Origin of the sequence: Gulosibacter sediminis (assembly GCF_030011715.1) — a bacterium.
Lineage (GTDB): Bacteria > Actinomycetota > Actinomycetes > Actinomycetales > Microbacteriaceae > Gulosibacter > Gulosibacter sediminis.
Genome location: NZ_JASCYH010000025.1, coordinates 1 through 17,384, shown reverse-complemented (window position 1 = coordinate 17,384; position 17,384 = coordinate 1). Strand labels below are relative to the sequence as shown.

The following is a 17,384-nucleotide window of genomic DNA, read 5'->3' as shown; positions in this document are numbered from 1 at the left end:
TACTGTCAGGATGAACCCATGCATGAACGAGCCGGCACAGTTGCACTTCCCGAAGACCTCATCGACGTTGATGACCTCATCGGCGCCTACTACCGCAATGTTCCGAACGTCGACGAACCGACGCAGCGCGTCGCCTTCGGCACCTCGGGGCACCGCGGCTCGAGCCTGACGTCGTCGTTCAACGAGACGCACATCCTCGCCATCACGCAGGCGATCGTCGAGTATCGCACCGAGCAGGGCGTCACCGGGCCCCTCTTCATCGGCCGCGACACACACGCGCTGAGCGCGCCAGCCGAAGAGACGGCACTCGACGTGCTCGCGGCGCACGGCGTCAACGTGCTCGCCGACTCGAATAACTCGTGGGTGCCGACCCCGTCGCTCTCACGCGCGATCGTGGCGTACAACGCCGACCCGGCCCACGCATCCGCCCAGGCCGACGGCATCATCATCACCCCGAGCCACAACCCGCCGCAGGACGGCGGCTTCAAGTACAACCCGCCCCACGGCGGCCCCGCCGACACCGACGCGACAAAGTGGATCGAAAACCGCGCGAACGACCTCATCGCGGGCGGCAACGAGGGCGTCGAGCGCACGAACTCCGACGGCAAGATCGGCCGCTACGACTTCCGCACCGAGTACGTGAACGACCTCGCGAAGGTGATCGACTTCGAGGCGATCCAGCGCGCGGGCGTGCGCATCGGCGCCGATCCGCTCGGCGGCTCGAGCGTCGAGTACTGGCAGGCGATCGCCGACACCTACGGCATTGACCTCACCGTCGTGAACCCGAACGTCGACCCGCGCTGGCCGTTCATGACGCTCGACTGGGACGGCAAGATCCGCATGGATCCCTCGAGCCCCTCGGCGATGGCCTCGGTGCTCGCGCACCGCCAGGACTATGACATCCTTACCGGCAACGACGCCGACGCCGACCGTCACGGCATCGTCACCCCGGCGCACGGCCTCATGAACCCGAACCACTACCTCGCAGTGGCGATCGACTACCTCGCGACGCACCGCCCCGGCTGGTCGGCGGATGCGGGCATCGGCAAGACGCTCGTGTCGAGTTCGATGATCGACCGCGTCGTTGCGAGCCTCGGCCGCAAGCTCGATGAGGTGCCGGTGGGCTTCAAGTGGTTCGTGCCCGGCCTGAGCGACGGCAGCGTCGTGTTTGGCGGCGAGGAGTCGGCGGGCGCGTCGTTCCTTACCTTCGAAGGTACGACGTGGACGACCGACAAGGACGGCATCCTGCTCGCCCTGCTCGCGGCCGAGATCATCGCCGTGACGGGCCGTTCGCCCTCGCACTACTACCACGACCTGGTCGCGAAGTTCGGCGACCCTGCCTACCAGCGAGTGGATGCGCCGGCCTCGCCCGCGCAGAAGGCGAAGCTCAAGGCCCTCTCGGGCGACGCGGTAACCGCCACCGAGCTCGCGGGCGAGCCGATCGTCGCCCGCCTCACTGAGGCACCCGGCAACGGCGCGGCCATCGGCGGCCTCAAGGTCGTCACCGAGAACGCCTGGTTCGCGGCTCGCCCGAGCGGCACCGAGGACGTCTACAAGATCTACGCCGAGTCGTTCAAGGGCCCGGATCACCTCGCGCAGGTGCAGGCCGAGGCGAAGCAGATCGTCGACGCGGCGATGCAGTAGCGCCGAGGGCGCCGGTGGGCGGAACTAGCCGACCGGCGCCACCTCGGGCTGCGGCTCGGCGGCCATGTCGCCGTTGATCGTGATGCCGGCGGAGTACTCCATCGAGAAGCCGTCACCGTCACCGTTGTCGCAGTTCACACCGGTCGAGTAGTTGATCGAGCAGGTGTACGGGCCGGCGGTGATCGGGGTGTCGTAGCCGAGCGCCTGGCCGCCGCCGAAGCCGCTGGTCAGGCACGGGTAGGTCGCGCCGTCGGTCGTGACGCCAACGGATGCACCGGCGTAGAGGCCGTTCTGGCACATCTCGGCGGGGGCGGCGAAGTTCGTCGCAGTGAGCTGGCAGGCGACACCGGTCTCCTGCGTGATCTGGCAGCGAATGTTGCCCGAGCCCGACTGGAACGTAACCGGATCGAACGGCTCCTGCGTCGGCTCGGCCGTCTGGGTTTCGGTTTCGGTCGGTCCGCCGTCGCCGAGGTTGCCCCCGACGGTCGGCGCGGTCGACTCGGTGCCGGCCGAGGTCTGTGACTGCTCTCCCTCGGCCGCCGGGTCACTCTGACCGCTGCCGAAGAGTGCGCTAATGCCGAAAGCGCCGATGATGAGCACAACGGCCGCAGCCGCAGCGATGAGGATCGTCATGACGCCCTTGCGGCGACGCTGCACTTCCTGCGGGGTGTACTTCGGGTCGCCGTTCTCGGGGCCCCGCGGACCGGAACCGCCTGGGCCGGTCGGGCCGCCTGGGCCACCAGTGCCACCGCCCACGTTGATGGCCGTGCCTGCGCCGACCGCGGTTGCGCTTTCGGCTGCTCGGCGTTCGGATGCGCGCCAGTCGCGTGTCGACGCCGGCGAGGCCTGCTGGTTACGCTCGGACTGCTGCTCGGAGTCGTCGAACTCCGACATGAGGCTGTCGAAGTTGAGTTCGCGGTCCTGCGGGTCTTGGGGCTGCGAGGAGGACTGCTGTTGGGACGGCTGCGGCGGCTGTGGCTGGGCCCAGCCCTGCTGCTGGTTGTGCTGCGCGAGTGGCGGCAGCGTCGGCATCGAGGAGCCGGGCGCGGCCTGCTGCTGCGCCGCTTGTTCGACCTGTTCTTGTTCGGCCTGTTCTTGTTCGGCCTGAGCCTGCTCGGCTCGTGCGCGGTCTGCCTGCTCACGTTCGGCGGCGGCCTGCGCTTCGGCCTGCGCCTGCTGAGCTTGCTCCGCCTGTGCGCGCTCGGTGGGCGCATCCGTGAAGAACGCGTTCGCGCGCTCCTGCTGTTCGCGCTGCTGCGGGTCGACCTCGGCCTGCGGCAGGGGCGCAAAGGCCGACTCGGCCCGGCTCTCTGCCTGCGTCGGGGCCGGCGCTGGGGCCTGCTGCGATGACTGCGCCTGCTGGGGCGCCTGCAACTGCGGCAGCTCCTGCTGCCCGGCGTCCTGCTGCACGTCGCCCTGCACATCGTCCTGCACGTACTTCGGCGAGGAGATCGGGTGGTCGGCGGGGTCGTCGGGCAGACCCTCGATGAGCTGCGTGAAGGTCGCCTCGTCGGCGACGCGCCGGCGGTCCGGGTCTACCTGCCAGGTCTCGGCGGTGCGGGCGCGCTCTTCCTGCTCACGCGCATCCTCGTGCTGGCTGGCGGCGCTCTGCTCGACCGGCTCATGAGCGCTCAGCGCGTGCTGGATGTCGTCGAGCGACATCTGACGCGTCTTCGGCTCGATGGGCTCGCCCGACTCCTCGAACGGCGAGGCCGCAGGCGCCGACTGCTGGGGTGCGGCGGTCTCGGGTGGAGCCGATGGCTGCGAGGTCTCCTCAGCGACGTGCCGCGGGAACATCGGCGGCACCTGCCCGGTGTCGCCTGCCGCGACATCCTCGACCGGCCCGGTCTCGTAGACGTTCGGGTTGAAGCGACGCCGCGAGCGCCGCGACCGCAACTCTTCGGGCGCCGCGGGCTGCGCGGGCGCATCCTGCGATTGCTGCGCGCTCGACTTCGGCACGAACTGGCTAAAGAAGTCATCGTCTTCGCCGAACCCTGCGTCGGCCGAGCCGACCGCGAACGGGTCTGGCGATCCGCCGCCCGGTCGGTGCATCACTGAATTGCGCTCGGCCGCGTCGCCGGCTTGCGCCGACTCCTGCGTGGTCGCCAATCGGCTGCCACACTCGCCGCAAAAACGCTGGCCCGCGACGATGGTGGCCCCACACACGGGACAGGTCTTGGTGCTCATCATGCCTCCTGCCGCCAATTTACCGCGACCGATGGCAGAACCTCGGCAATGTAGTACAGGCGGCGTACAATTCATCAGCTAACGACAATACGGTGCACGGTGCGGCGCGCGAGGGGAAATTTCTGCATGGCGAAGAACCGAGCCCACCAGCCAGTCACCTCGCAGATCCTCACCAAGCGCAGCATCCACCTCGTCCTCCTCAGCATCATCGTGTCGATGTTCTTGTCGGCGCTGAACCAGACCGTCGTCGGCACCGCGATGCGCACGATCGCCGACGAACTCGGCGGCCTGTCGCTGCAGGCGTGGGTGACCACCGCGTTCCTCATCGCTTCGACGGTGAGCACGCCGATCTACGGCAAGCTTTCGGATGTGCTGGGTCGCCGACCGCTCATGCTCACGGCCATCGTGATCTTTGCGCTCGGCTCAGTGCTGTCGACGTTCTCGCAAGACATGATTCAGCTCGCCGCCTTCCGCGCGGTGCAGGGGCTCGGCGCCGGTGGCCTCATGTCCTTGCCGCTCGCGATCCTCGCCGACATGTTCGCGCCGAAGGATCGCGCCCGCTATCAGGGCCTGTTCATGGCGGCGTTCGGCGTCGCCTCGGTCGCCGGCCCGCTCATCGGAGGCCTGTTCGCGGGCATGGACGAGTTGCTCTGGATCTCGGGCTGGCGCTGGGTGTTCCTCATCAACGTGCCGCTCATCGCGATCGCGTTCGTGCTCGTCTCGCGGTTCCTCCACCTGCCCCGCAAGCGGGCGCAGCCGCGCATCGACTTCGGCGGCGCCGCGCTCGTCACGCTCATCGTCGTGCCGCTCATTCTCGTCGCCGAGCAGGGCGCGTACTGGGGCTGGACCTCGGCGCCGGCGGTCGTTTGCTATGTCGTCATCGTCGCGGCGTTCGTCGGCTTCATCTTCACCGAGCGCTACATGGGCCGCGACGCGCTGATTCCGCTGCGACTGTTCTCGTCGCGCGCCTTCACGATCGCGGTGCTGCTCAGCGTGCTCGTCGGCTTCGCGATGTTCAGCGTCATGACAACGCTGCCGCTCTACATTCAGGTCGTCATGGAGCTCGAGCCGACCGCCGCGGGCCTCGCGCAGCTGCCGCTCATCGGCGCGCAGCTCATCACGTCCTCGGTCATCGGCTTCGTCTATGCGAGACTCGGGCGCGCGAAGTGGATCGTCGTGCTCTGCCTCACGCTGCTCACCGTCGCCTTCGCGATTCTCGTCACGCTGCGCTACGACGACCCACTCTGGAAGCTCTACCTGCCGATGGTGCTCTTCGGCGCCGCGCTCGGCGGGCTGCTGCAGGGCCTCACCCTCGTGCTGCAGAACTCGGTCGACGCGACCGAGATGGGTGTCGCGACCAGCGCATCCTCGTTCTTCCGCTCGATTGGCGGCACGCTCGGCACCGGCATCACCTTCTCGCTGCTGTTCGGTACGCTGACGCAGACAATTCCGGCGGCGCTCGACGCACCCGCCCACTCGGGCCCGGTCGCCGACGCGCTCGCCGAACAGGCGAAGTCGCCCGACGCCGCGAACGAGCGCATCGTCGAGCTACTCAACGGCCCGAGCAATCAGGCGGCCGCCGCGATGAACGGCGACACGAGCTTCCTCACCGGCGCCGATGAGCGCCTCGCCGCGCCGTTCATGGACGCGTTCAACAACTCACTCGTCTACGGCTACTGGCTCGGGCTTGGCATGCTCGTCATCGCATTGCTGCTCTCGTTCGTGCTGCCAAACCAGCCGTTCCGCACGGCGTCGGCACTGCAAGAGATGCAGCAGCGCGGCGACCTGCGCAGCAACGCGACGACCTAGTCAGCGGCACAGCGCGCCCTCGGCTTCGCTCGCTAGCGTGAGGCCATGTCTGATGCTTACACCGTGACGCACGAGCCCGACAACGAGCGCTACGCCCTCTACCTCGATGATGAGGTCGCCGGTTTCGCGCACTACACCGAGACCGAACACGAGCTCGTCTTCGACCACACCGTGGTCGACCCCGACCATCGCGGCGCGGGTGTCGCGTCGAAGCTCGTGAAGTCGGCGCTCGACGACGTGCGCGACAACAGCACGAAGCGCGTCGTGCCCGCGTGCAGCTACGTGCAGGCATGGATCGCGCGGCACGAAGATTACAGCGCTCTCACACAGCGCTAACCTTCGGCCAATGCCCCGTGCATAGCGTGGGGGGCATGAACAAGAACACCACCCGCATCGCCCTGTCCCTCATCGCCACCCCGGTGCTGCTCGGCACCCTGGCCGCGTGCTCGAGCGGCGGCGACGCAACGAGCGCGGATGCGCCCGAGGTGGCGGACTCGCAGGCTCCGGACGAGACGCAGGCGCCCGCCGAGACCGCGGCGCCCGAGTCGAGCGCCGCGCCGAGCGACGACAGCTCGCAGGGCCAGGCCGCGTCGGGCGTCGACTACACGGCCGCGATCACGGCGGCCCAGGATGAAGTGGGTTCCGGCAGCTTCGCGGTTTCACTTGATCTCGACGATGACGGCGACGACCGCTTCGACATCGAGGTCGCACTCGACGGCGTGGTCTACGAGGTCGAGGTGTCGGCCGACGGCACCGCGCGGATCGAAGAGCAGGATGACGACGAGCTCAGCCGTCTCGATGAGGTGAACGTGTCGATGGAGCAGGCGATCGCCCTCGCGCAGGAGCACCAGTCGGGTGTCGTTGACAGCATCGACCTCGACAGCGACGACGGCAGCCTGCACTGGGATGTCGACTTCGATGACGACGACGGCAACGAGCAGCCTGACCTCGAGATCGACGCCGCGACCGGCGACATCCGCGAGGACTAGCGCATCGGGGAGGTGTGGCGGGCCGCTACGGCACGCGGTTGAGCCACTCGGGCGTCGAGAACTTCGACGCCACGAGTTCCTCGGCGCGGCCGAGCTCCTCCGGCGTGATGTCTGCGGGGGTGCCGCCATGTAGGGCCACGAAGGTGTCGCGCAGGTGCCCGATGATCTCGGCCCGGGGCATCCCGGTCTGCGACTTCAGCGGCGAGACCCGCTTCTTCGCCGACTTCGTGCCCTTGTCGCTCATCTTCTCGCGGCCGATCCGCAGCCTGTAGGACGATCGACCGTCAGCGCCTTTACCAATTATTCACTTGCGCAATCATCGGAGTCATCAGAAACTCTCAAGAGAAAAGGAGAAACGCACTCATCCCTTTCGTCAAATCTTAGGAGGCAACATTGGTTGCACGTTACATCGTCGGGGCCGTTTCCGTACTAACGTTGACTGGCACATTTTATCTAACCCCAACCATGTCCAATACTGAGCCCTCTGAGGATATTTCAGTCACATTTGGCGCTATTGAAGGTGCATCCTTCATTGAAATATATGATTCAATAATGTCCGGCAACGAGCCTGAAATCGTCGCCGAATATTTTAGTGAACTTTCCGAGTCGGAGTCAATTCCAGAAATTCTAGGACTCGACCATCTTACGGATTCAGAACGTGTTGAAGTTCTTGAAAGTGCAGAATCTAGCGCCTCGTCCGACTCCCCACTGACTCTTGACGCTCAGAACCTAGTTGAATCAGCCGAAGAGCCGTCAACACAGCCGATGAGTTTCACATCCGCGCCTGTTCGTGGAACAGCGACAAACAACCGCTTCACATGGACACTGTCGGCCCGCTATAACTGGACCACATGCACGCTGGTTATTTGCACAACCTCATCCTGGGTCGATTTCAGAATAACGACGAATCCCGGCCGAACTGGCAGCTACACTGCAGTAAACTTCACTCGTGGAGGCAAAGGGGAAGTGCAGAGTGGATCAATGACGAGTACCATTTATGCGTCAGGTTCAAAGATTGACACAAACACAAACACAAACTCCTGGACGTTTAGCACGAGCGGAAAGCAATGGAACACACCTCACTCATCCACCACTGGAAAAACGTATCAAGCGTACTACCTGATTAAGTGGCGGACACCGAATGGCAGCACCGGTACAACAGAGTGGAAGACGGGAAAGTCTGCTTCTTGCAAGGCTCCCACTTCAACTGCCGCATTCCGATGCTTGTTCCCTGCCTGATCAACATGAGCGGTCATATCGAATGGGGCATTCCCGACCACGAGGGCAGCACTGAACAGGAACTCGTCGACCTCGTGGCCACCGGCGACGAATCGACGCTCTTTCACCTGGCGGGTGAAGAGCGGCTTCCACCCTCGATCTACGTCGCATTGTTCGATACGGGCAATGCGGGAGTGCTCGGCAACCTCGCAACCGGCGCCGACGTGCCGAGGTCGGTGATCGAGGGCATCGTTGCACGCGGAGGAGCAGCGGGCGAGCTCGCCCGGGTCAACGACAATGCGAGCCCCGAGACCAAGGACACTGCGTCAATAGGCGAACTCAGCTATCGCTCACTGCACCTGTATCTCGAGGAGCGCGGGGCGACCGAGGCACAGAGGAAGCACGTGCTTGATGCCTTCGAGGCAACTGGTCCGGGCCCCGGCGGCCCACTGCTCGGGGAGGTGTGGCGGGCCGCTACGGCACGCGGTTGAGCCACTCGGGCGTCGAGAACTTCGACGCCACGAGCTCCTCGGCGCGGGCGAGTTCCTCCGGCGTGATCTCTCCGGGGGTGCCGCCGTGCCGGGCCACGAAGGTGTCGCGCAGGTGCTCGATGATCTCGGCCCGGGGCATCCCTGTCTGTGACTTCAGCGGCGAGACGCGCTTCTTCGCCGACTTCGTGCCCTTGTCGCTCATCTTCTCGCGACCGATGCGCAGCACCTGCACCATCTTCTCGGCGTCGATGTCATACGACAGCGTCGCGTGGTGCAGCACGGCACCCGAGCTGAGTCGCTTCTGCGCGGCGCCGCCGATCTTGCCCTGCGGCGACGCGATGTCGTTGAGCGGCTCGTAGCTCGCCTCGATGCCGATGCTCGTGAGCGCCTCGAGCACCCACTCATCGAGGAAGCTGTAGGACTCGGCAAAGCTCATGCCCGCAACCAGCTCGGCTGGAACGTAGAGCGAGTACGTCACGATCGACCCGGCCTCCATGAACATCGCCCCGCCGCCCGAGATGCGGCGCACGACCTGCACGCCGTACTTCTCCGCGTTCTCAAGGTCGACCTCGTTCTTCACCGACTGGAACGAACCAAGTACGACGGCCGACTCGTCCCACTCCCAGAACCGCAGCGTCGGCGGGCGGTGGCCAGCGCCGACCTCCTCGGTGAGCACCTGATCAAGCGCGACCTGCGTCATCGGCGAGAGCGGGCCGTGCTGAATGACCTGCCAGTCATACTCGCGCCAGTCGCGCGCACCGAGAATCGCGCGGCGCACGGCCACGGCCACGGCTTCGGGCGAGAAGCCGAGCAGCACCGCATCCGCGGGCAGTGCGTCGCGCACCGCGCGCGCGAAGTCCTCACTCGTGCTTTCGAGTGACAGCCCGTTGAGCGCCGCGTTCACCAGTTCGAGCGCCTCGTCGGGCTCGAGGAAGAAGTCGCCGGCGAGGCGCACGTTCGCGAGTGCGCCGCCCTCGGCGTCGAAGTCGATGACGACAAGCTTGCCGCCGGGAACCTTGTATTCGCCGTGCACGAGTGCCGGCCTCCGATCTTCGGTCGTGTGCGTTAGCGCCCGAGTTCGCTCGGCGCGCGAAGGTGCCAGTCGAGCCACTCGATCAGGTCGGTCGTGGCGTCGGCTCGGTTGAGTTCGTTGAAGACTTCGTGGCGGGCGCCGTCGTAGATGCGCAGCGTGACGTCGTGCATGCGCGACAGGTGGCGGTAGCACCAGGCGAGTGCCCGGGCACCGCGCCCGCGGTTCGAGACCTCGTCTTCGCTGCCGCCGAGGATGTGCATCGGCACGCGCGCGGCCCGGCCCATGAGCAGCGGCCGCGGCACCGAGAAGGCGCCGAGCACGGCCGGCATGTCGAGCATGTCGGACTGGCCGATGTCGAAGCCGTAGCGGTCGTCGATCATCCACTTGATCTCGGCCTTGTCGCGCGTGAGCCAGCTCATGCCGTGCCCGTCGCCGTCCCACGGCTCGTTGAAGTTGCCGGTGTTCGCGATGCCCGGGATGAGCAGGGTCGTGCCGGACCAGACGACGGCATCGAAGATGGTCGGGTTGGTGGCGAGTATCTGCTGCCCCATGAGCGAACCCCACGAGTGCCCGAACTCGACGAACGGGATGCCCGGGTAGAGCTCCTTGCCCCACTCGATGACGCGACGCACGACGCGAATCGAGTCGCGCATCCCGTGCACGCCCATGACACCGATGCCCTTGTTGTTCACGCCCGTGCGGCCGTGGCCGATGTGGTCGTTCGCGATGACGGCGTAGCCCGCAGCGGTGAGGTCGTTCGCGAGGCGCTGGTAGCGGCGCGCGTGCTCGCCCGCGCCGTGCGAGATGTGGATGAGCGCGACCGGTTCTCCCTCGGGGCGCCACTCGTAGATGTGCACCGAGACGCCGTTCACGTCGAGCAGGTGCTCGCGGTAATCGACCTCGAACCCGTCGTTCGTCGTGTCGATGCCGGGTGTGTAGAAGCGGTCGGCGACGCCCATCAGCCCTCGACCCCTGCCTGCGCTGCCTCCCAGCGCGCGTTGATCACGGCGGTGAACTCGCGCACGAGCAGCGCGATCTCGTCGTGGTTCGCGATAATCGGCGGCGCGAGGCGCACCGTGATGCCGTGCGTGTCTTTCGCGAGGATGCCGTGGTCGAGCAGGTCGAGGCAGACGTCGTGCGCGCTGCCGATGGCCGGGTCGATGTCGACACCGGCCCAGAGGCCCGCGCCGCGCACCGCGGTGACGCCGCGGCCGATGAGCGACTCAAGCGCGTCGAAGAGCACCGGGTGAAGCTCCTGGTTGCTGCGCTGCCAGGTGCCGCTCGCGAGTTCGTCGACGACGGCCTGACCGACGGCAGCTGCCATCGGATTGCCACCAAAGGTCGAGCCGTGCGCGCCGGGCGTGAGCACGCCGAGCACGTCTTCGTTGCCGATGACGGCCGACACCGGCAGGATGCCGCCGCCGAGCGCCTTCGCGACAGTGATGAGGTCGGGCTCGACACCCTCGGCCTGGAAGCGGAAGGTGGTGCCGGTGCGGCCGAGGCCCGTCTGCACCTCGTCGAAGATGAGCAGCACGCCCCGTTCGCTCGTGATGCGGCGCACCTCGGCGAGGTACCCCTCGTCGGGCAGCAGGATGCCGGCCTCGCCCAGGATGGGCTCGAGGATGACCGCGACGGTGTCGTCATCGATCGCCCGCTCGATCGCGGCCGCGTCGTTGAACGGCACGAGCTCGAAGCCGGGCGTGTAGGGGCCGTAGTCGGCGCGGGCCACCGGGTCGTCGCTGAGTGAAACCATCGCCATGGTGCGGCCGTGGAAGTTGTTCTGCATGCCGATCACCTTTTGGCGACCGTTCTCGATGCCCTTGACCTTGACGCCCCACTTGCGGGCGACCTTGATCGCGGTCTCGTTCGCCTCGGCGCCGGTGTTCATGATGAGCACCTGGTCTTTGCCCGCGAGCTTCGCGAGCCCTTCGGCGAAGTCGCCGAGGCCCTCAACGAATACCGCGCGCGATGCGAGCGAGATCGTGGCCATCTGGTCGCGGGCCGCCGCAATGAACTTCGGGTAGGCGTGGCCGAACGTCGTCGCCGAGAACGCCGAGAGGCAGTCGAGGTAGCGCTTGCCATCGACGTCGGTGACCCAGGAACCCTCGCCCGAGGCGAGCACAATCGGCAGCGGCGCGTAGTTGTTCGCCGTGAAGTTCTCGACCTTGCTTACTTCCTGCAGCTCGCGTTCGCTGAGTCTGGCCCGCTCATCTGTCATGCGTGTAAGCCTAGCGCGCTCGCGCCGGGCGCCCCATGAACTCGGGGCACCCGGCGCGAGGCAGGACCTGGCTAGTTGCCGTCCTTCGAAACGAGGATCTTCACGGCCGTTTCGTTGTGGTTGATGAGGGTGTCGAAGCCCTTCTCAACCAGGTCGTCGAGCGCGATCTTGCCGGTGATGAAGGGCTTGAGGTTGACCTTGCCCTCCTCGACGAGCTTGATCGTGTCGGGGTGGTTGTTTACGTAGGCGATCGAGCCGCGCATGTCGATCTCCTTCATGACGAGCTTGTGCATGTCGAAGTCGGCCTTGTGGCCCCAGATCGAGACGATGAGCAGCACTCCGGTCGGGCGCAGCGCGTCCATCAGGGTGTCGAGCACGACCTGCACGCTCGTGGCCTCGAACGCGACATCCGCACCCTTGCCACCGGTGCGCTTGCGAATCTCCTCGGGCACGTCGACCTCGCGCGGGTCGAACGCCTCGTCGACAACGCCCGCTTCGAGCGCCTTCTGGCGGCGCAGTTCGCTGAGCTCTGAGACATAGACGGTGACGCCGATCGCCTTGAGCACGGTCGCGGTGAGCAGGCCGATGGGGCCCGCGCCGCCGACGAGGGCGGTCTGGCCGGCGACGGCACCCGAGCGGTCGACCGCGTGCTTCGCGACCGAAAGCGGCTCGATGAGCGCGGCCTCGTCGAGGGGGATGTCCTTCGAGATCTTGTGCACCCAGCGCTCGCGCACCACGATCTTCTCGGCGAGTCCTCCGCCGCGGCCGGCGAGTCCGATGAAGTTCATGTTCGGCGAGAGGTGGTAGTCGCGGCTGCTCGGGCCGGTGTCGACGTCGTCGGCGATGATGTACGGCTCGACCACCACGTGGTCGCCGACCTCGACGCCCGTGACGCCCTCGCCAACCTCGTAGACGACGCCCGACATTTCGTGACCGAGCGTGATGGGTGATGCCTCACCAGAAATAGGGTGCGGGTGACCCTGCGGCGGGCAGAAAATGGGGCCGTCGAGGTACTCGTGCAGGTCGGTGCCGCAGATGCCGCAGTAGGCGACGTCGATGCCGACCGTGCCCGGTTCAACCGTAGGTGCCTCAATGTCTTCGATGCGAATGTCGTGGTTACCGTAGTAACGAGCTGCCTTCATTTCACCCTCCAAGTAGGTCCTTCTGGGACACCTCAATTATGCGCCCGCGAACCGTAAACTTCCCTGAAACCGGAGGGCGAAACCGGGTGCTCCTGCGGGAACATTTTGCCCGGGTTGAGGATGCCCTTCGGGTCGAACACGGCCTTGATTTGCCGCTGCAGCGAAAGCTGCGTGTCGCCGAGTTCGGCGCCGAGCCAGCGGCGCTTGAGCAGGCCGATGCCGTGCTCGCCCGAGAGTGTGCCGCCGAGCTCGAGCGCGGCTTCGAACAGCTCGCCCGCCGCCTGCCAGATCTCGTCGGGCACCGCAGCCGCCGAGCCCTCGAACACGAACGTGGGGTGCAGGTTACCGTCGCCGGCGTGGGCCGGGCAGGCGATGAAGACGTCGTACTTCGCGGCGATCGCCTCGACGCGCTCGAACATGTCGGCCATCCGCGAGCGCGGCACGGCGCAGTCTTCAACGAGCATGGCGCCCATCGCCTCGAGGGCGGGGAAGCCGCGGCGGCGCACGTCGACGAGCGTCGCGGCCGACTCGGGGTCGAGCGTGAGCTCGGCCGAGGTGGCGAGCGGCGCGACGAGCTCGAGGATGCGCTCGGCCTCGCCCCGCGCATCCGCCCCGTCGGTCTGGATGAGGAGGTAGGTGTTGCCCTGCGAGGCGAGGTCGACGCCCGTCGCGTTCGAGGCGGCAACGAGCATGTTGCGGTCGAGCAGCTCCATGATCGCGGGGCGGATGCCCGCGGCGGTGACGGCGGCGGATGCGTCGGCCGCGTCGCGCACGCCCGCGAAGTACGCGCCGATGGTCGGTACCTCGCCGGTGATCGCAGGCCGGAGCTTCAGCGTCGCCTCGACGATGATGCCGAGTGTGCCCTCGCTGCCGATCATCAGCGCGCAGAGGTCGTAGCCGGTGACGCCCTTGACCGTGCGGTGGCCGACCTCCATGAGGTCACCCGACGCGAGCACAACCTTGAGCGCGAGCACCGACTCACGGGTGACACCGTACTTCGCGCAGAGCAGGCCACCCGCGTTCATCGCGATGTTGCCGCCGACGCTCGAGAAGTCCTTCGACGCCGGGTCGGGCGGCCACCACAGGCCCTGCTTCGCCAGCTCGGCGTTGAGTTCGCCGTTGAGGATGCCGGGTTCGACGACGCAGAGCTGGTCGTCGGGCTGCACCTCGAGAATGCGCCGCATGCCCGCGGTCGAGAGCACGATCTCGCCCTCACCCGCCGAGGCAGCGCCCGCGAGGCCCGAGCCGGCACCGCGGGGCACGATCGGCGTGCCGGTCTCGCTCGCGATGCGGCAGGTCGCCTGCACGTCCTCAATCGTCGCCGCCTCGACGAGCACGAGCGGCGTACCCGCCGCGAGCGCCCCGGAGCGGTCGGTGCGCAGCGTCGCGAGCACCGCGGGGTCGGTGACGACGCGCTCGCCGAGCTGCTCCCGCAGGAGCTCGAGGACTGCTGGCATTACGCCCCTTCGGGTCGGCGCAGCTGCCCGCCGTCGGAGAGCACGCTGACGTTGTGGTCGATGACGAGTTCGTGCGGGAACAGCTGCTGCACCCGCTCGTCGCGATAGCCGAAGCGGTGCGCCGTGATCGAGATCGACTGCTCGCGCAGGAACGGCAGCATCTCGAGTCGACCCGCGAGCGTCACGTCGTCAGAGAACAGGGCGATGTCGACCGAGTTCTTCAAGTGCGCGCAGAGCTGGCTGCGCGAGCCGCCGAGCAGCCGGATGCGCGGGGCCTCGACCAGCCCCTCGTCGCGCATGCGCTCGAGGAACTCCTCGTCGCTCTCGATGCGCACCTGCGCCTCTCGCTGCGCGAGCTCGCGCAGCAGCGTCGGCGGCAGCTCGGTGGCGGTCGAGATGAGCAGCTTCGCGCGGGCGGTAGAGGCGGCCACGAGCACCTGCCCGAGTTCGGCCGCGGTCGCGTCGGACGAAACGCGGATGAGGCAGAGGGCTGGCCGGTAGCGCAGCAGGTTGCGCTCGACCGGGAGGTTTGTGACGTCGACGACCTCGCCGTACTCCTCGTTCCAGGCGATCTGGCAGCTCAAGGCGGTGCGGCGCACGCGCTCGAAGTCATCAAACGCGAGCCCGGGCTGGAGGGCCTCAATGAGCCGCGCGGTCGACTCCTCGAGGCCGCGCAGGTGCAGCGTGTGCGACTGCGAGTGCTCGGCCGGGCGCCAGGCGCCAAGGTGGAGCAGCGTGTTTGGCCCGCCCGACTTTAGCTTCGTGCCGATCATCGACCGCTTCCACCCGCCGTACGGTTGCCGCTGCACGCGGTGCCCGACGACGTCGCGGTTTACGAAGAGGTTGCCCGCCTCGACGCCCTGCACCCAGTGGGCGATCTCAGAGCGGTCGAGCGAGAACAGGCCCGCTCCGAGGCCGTAGTCGAGGTGATTCTGCAGCTTGATTGCGGCGTTGAGGTGGTCGGCGTGCACGATGTTGATGACGGGCACCGCGGCGTCGTTGTGCAGCAGCGGCGACGTCGGCTTGACGCCCACGCGCACGCCGGGGGTCCACAGCCGGCCGGTGTCGTCGAGGCTGCGCGGCTCGACAAGCCACCGCTCACCCTCGGCAAGCTCGGTGAGCATCTCATAGCCCTTGCCCGCAGCCTTCGCGACGAGTGGGCCCGCGTGCACCGAGGGGTCAGCCGGGTAGCCGATGCGCGTCGAGGCGACGGCGTCGGCCAGCTGCTCGGCGAAGCGGCTCTTGAAGGCAGCCGAGCCGACGAGAATCGCGGTCGATGGGCGCAGGGGGTCTTGCCCCGCCGCGCTGACGACGCTGTGGGCGATGTCGCGCGCAGCCTGGTCGTAGTCGGCGGCCGGCGTGACGATGACTGAGCTCTTGCCGCCCGAGGCGCCGATGAGCGGCAGGTCGGGGCGCCACTCTAAAAAGTGCGAGGCGGTGGTGTACGCGCCCTGCATGAGCACACGCTCGACGCGTTCGTCAACGATGAGTTCACGCCCGAGCTGGTCGTCGGTGATGCGCGAATAGTCATTGCCCGCGACCTGCAGCAGGCCGTCGGCGAGCTCGGTGGACCAGAACACGCGGGCGACAATCGCCGCCGTGCGCTCGCTACGCGGCGAGGGCTTGAGGATCACGGCCGAGCCCGCGCCGAGGGCCGCGACGAGAATCGATACGACCGACGACACCGGGAAGATCCAGCCGGGCACCGCGACGCTGACGGCCACGGGCTCAAACTCGGCCCCCTGCACCCGGTCGAGCTGACGAGCCAGGTGGGCGTCGTAGTTCGCGAGGTCGATCGCGTGGCTCACGTCGTGGTCGATCTCGGCGAAAGCGAGGCCGGTCTCGGCCATCGCGACCTCGATGAGGCGGGCGCGGTTCGCGTCGAGGGCCTTCGCGATCTGCTCGAGCGTCGCCGCCCGCTCCCAGCCACTCGTCTGCCGCCACGAGTCGCCGGCGACGTGCGCGCGATCGATGATCTCCTGCACCTGCTCGACCGAGCCAAGCTGGTGTTCGGCGGCCTCGTCGATGCCGAGCTCGCTCCGCGCCGCGCGGCGCTGGATGTGGCTGGCCCAGTCGCGCACGTTCTCGAGTGTCGGGTCGCTGAGCGGGTCGTTGCGGAAGGTGTTGCGCAATATGCGGCCGCGGCGCAGGCCGAGCACGACCTCGGTGAGGTTCGGGGTTGCTCCGGTCTCGGCGGGGTTGATCGTGCCCGAGGCGTCGGCCGCCGGCGCGACGCCGGTCTCGTGCGGTTCGGGCCGGTCGATCGGCAGGCTCTCACCGCGCTCGCGGTCGCCAAGCACCGTGGTCGCTTGCGCCGCCTGCGCCAAATTGCTGAGGTCGACCGAGTCGGTGAGCAGGGTGTCGCTCGTGGCGGGCTCGGGCTCGTCTTCGAACATGCCCTCGGGGAACAACTCGAGCTTGATCGCCGCCGTGACGCCCGGGGCGTCCTCGGGCGCGACGCGCTCCTGGTGCCGCAGCTGCCCCGCGGGAATCTGGTGCATGCGCGCGACCGCCGAGAGCAGCCGCTCCTGCTGCGGCCCAAGTCCGTCGACGCTCGTCGCTTCGTGCGCCTCGACGTGCTGCCGGGCGCGGTCGGTCACGATGGCGCGCAGGTACGCGGCGGCGGGGCGCCAGCCGGCGTTCGCGGGCAACTGGGCGACGCGCATCGTCAGGTCGGCGCCGAGTTCGCGCAGTCTCGCCAGCTCGGTCTCATCGGTGTCGGGACGTACCACCACCCCGACGCGAGTGAAGCTCTCGCGCGCGCGGGCTATCGAGGCCGCGAGCGTCGCATCCATCGCCACCGTGCTGTCGACCTCAAGCTCGAGCACGCCGCGATGCTCGGCCGTGAGCACGCCATCGATGAGGCGCGCCATGTTCGCGTCGACGTCTTCGTCGGTGAGGTAGGTCGCGACGCGCCAGCCGTTGCTCAGGGCATCGGCGCGCTCGCGCAGGCGATCGGGCATGCGGTGCAGCGACACTCGAATCGGGGCACCGCCCTCCTCGCGCAGCAGGTGGGCCGAGCCAGCCAGCCGCCGCAGCAACGTGGCCGAGTCGGGCAGGTCGACCGGCAGTGCGATGCCGGCGCGCGCCCCGATCGCGTGTTCGGCGCGCAGCGCGCGCAGCAGGGTCTCAACAGCAAGCTCGACGTTCCGCGAGGTCGTCGCGCGCAGGAGCAGCAGCGGGCCGTGCTGCTGCT

Annotated in this window: 12 protein-coding genes and 1 pseudogene; 5 read left to right on the top strand and 8 right to left on the bottom strand. The window is 67.5% G+C overall.

What is annotated here, in order from left to right; genetic code table 11:
- The first annotated feature begins 18 nt into the window (after window positions 1-18).
- Window positions 19-1,644: a phosphoglucomutase (alpha-D-glucose-1,6-bisphosphate-dependent) gene (pgm, locus tag QM019_RS08845; protein ID WP_282827482.1), complete on the top strand. Its 1,626-nt coding sequence runs from the start codon at window positions 19-21 to the stop codon at window positions 1,642-1,644.
- Window positions 1,645-1,668: 24 nt separating this feature from the next.
- Here pgm and QM019_RS08840 read toward each other — a convergent pair whose 3' ends face one another.
- Entirely contained in the window at window positions 1,669-3,753 is a 2,085-nt protein-coding gene (locus QM019_RS08840; protein ID WP_282852673.1) for a hypothetical protein, read from the bottom strand.
- A gap of 204 nt (window positions 3,754-3,957) precedes the next feature.
- Between QM019_RS08840 and QM019_RS08835 the strand changes: the two genes are divergently transcribed.
- From QM019_RS08835 to QM019_RS08825, 3 genes are read left to right on the top strand one after another with little or no spacing between them, the layout of a single operon-like run.
- Window positions 3,958-5,640 (top strand): MDR family MFS transporter, encoded by a 1,683-nt coding sequence (locus tag QM019_RS08835; protein WP_282852672.1) that lies wholly within the window; start codon window positions 3,958-3,960, stop codon window positions 5,638-5,640.
- A 45-nt stretch (window positions 5,641-5,685) separates the two neighbouring features.
- Window positions 5,686-5,976 carry a GNAT family N-acetyltransferase gene (locus QM019_RS08830; RefSeq protein ID WP_282852671.1) on the top strand — a complete coding sequence of 97 codons (291 nt, stop codon included), beginning with the start codon at window positions 5,686-5,688 and terminating at the stop codon, window positions 5,974-5,976.
- Window positions 5,977-6,011: 35 nt separating this feature from the next.
- Window positions 6,012-6,629 carry a PepSY domain-containing protein gene (locus tag QM019_RS08825; RefSeq protein ID WP_282852670.1) on the top strand — a complete coding sequence of 206 codons (618 nt, stop codon included), beginning with the start codon at window positions 6,012-6,014 and terminating at the stop codon, window positions 6,627-6,629.
- Window positions 6,630-6,654: 25 nt separating this feature from the next.
- Here QM019_RS08825 and QM019_RS08820 read toward each other — a convergent pair.
- Window positions 6,655-6,894 (bottom strand): annotated as a pseudogene (locus tag QM019_RS08820) (lipoate--protein ligase family protein); the annotation flags it as partial.
- Between the two features lie 862 nt (window positions 6,895-7,756).
- Here QM019_RS08820 and QM019_RS08815 point away from each other — a divergent pair.
- On the top strand, window positions 7,757-8,338 hold the full coding sequence (locus QM019_RS08815) for a hypothetical protein (RefSeq protein ID WP_282852668.1): 582 nt from the start codon (window positions 7,757-7,759) through the stop codon (window positions 8,336-8,338).
- Here the strand turns inward: QM019_RS08815 and lplAB are convergent.
- From lplAB to QM019_RS08785, 6 genes are all read right to left on the bottom strand, one after another.
- Complete coding sequence (gene lplAB / locus QM019_RS08810; RefSeq protein ID WP_282852667.1) at window positions 8,322-9,371, bottom strand: lipoate-protein ligase LplAB; 1,050 nt, start codon at window positions 9,369-9,371, stop codon at window positions 8,322-8,324. The two genes, QM019_RS08815 and lplAB, sit on opposite strands and share 17 nt — an antisense overlap.
- Window positions 9,372-9,403: 32 nt before the next feature.
- Complete coding sequence (locus QM019_RS08805) at window positions 9,404-10,330, bottom strand: alpha/beta fold hydrolase (protein WP_282852666.1); 927 nt, start codon at window positions 10,328-10,330, stop codon at window positions 9,404-9,406.
- Complete coding sequence (gene rocD / locus QM019_RS08800; protein WP_282827468.1) at window positions 10,330-11,589, bottom strand: ornithine--oxo-acid transaminase; 1,260 nt, start codon at window positions 11,587-11,589, stop codon at window positions 10,330-10,332. Before rocD ends, QM019_RS08805 begins: the two co-directional genes overlap by 1 nt.
- 71 nt (window positions 11,590-11,660) lie before the next feature.
- Window positions 11,661-12,731, bottom strand: a complete 1,071-nt coding sequence (locus tag QM019_RS08795; RefSeq protein ID WP_282852665.1) for a 2,3-butanediol dehydrogenase — start codon at window positions 12,729-12,731, stop codon at window positions 11,661-11,663.
- Between the two features lie 32 nt (window positions 12,732-12,763).
- Window positions 12,764-14,188 carry an FAD-binding oxidoreductase gene (locus QM019_RS08790; protein WP_282852664.1) on the bottom strand — a complete coding sequence of 475 codons (1,425 nt, stop codon included), beginning with the start codon at window positions 14,186-14,188 and terminating at the stop codon, window positions 12,764-12,766.
- The coding region (locus QM019_RS08785; protein WP_282852663.1) for an aldehyde dehydrogenase family protein at window positions 14,188-17,384 on the bottom strand (3,197 nt) is incomplete at its 5' end. The genes QM019_RS08790 and QM019_RS08785, both read right to left, overlap by 1 nt.